The sequence below is a fragment of the Lactobacillus delbrueckii subsp. bulgaricus genome (assembly GCF_046938665.1).
GTDB classification, from domain to species: domain Bacteria; phylum Bacillota; class Bacilli; order Lactobacillales; family Lactobacillaceae; genus Lactobacillus; species Lactobacillus delbrueckii_C.
On record NZ_JBKZCD010000081.1, the window covers coordinates 1 to 378 of the forward strand.

Here is a 378-nt window from a genome sequence, read left to right on the forward strand (position 1 = left end):
GGCCTGGCGATAGCGGGTCTTGCGGTTTCTTCTGCCTCGGCGGTAGATCTTGCGGGTGTACAGATTCGTGTGTACGTCCTGGCGAAGCTCTACCTCGCTTTGGTGCAGTACCTTGTCTTGACTGACTACGGCAAAGCCAATATGCCTCTGCCCGGTGTCTACGCCAAGGCTAACCTTTTGCCTATAGCCATACGAGCCATATTTCAGCTGGATGGTAAACGGATATTTCTTGACCACAAAGGCCTTGCCGCTTTTCAGCAGCAGTCTGGCCTTTCTTGGACGACATGGCATAAGCGGCTTGCCGTCCTTATTGAGCAGAAATACCCGGTTGGCATTTTCATGCTTCATCTTGTTCTCCTTTTCCTTAATGCAGGAAAA

The 378-nt window shown here is 51.1% G+C and carries 1 protein-coding gene; it reads right to left on the reverse strand.

The genetic code is table 11. From position 1 onward, the window contains the following. Window positions 1-348, reverse strand: a 348-nt coding sequence (locus ACLUXO_RS10285; RefSeq protein ID WP_412137458.1) for an RRXRR domain-containing protein, incomplete at its 3' end; no start/stop codon positions are given. Between the last annotated feature and the right edge of the window lie 30 nt (window positions 349-378).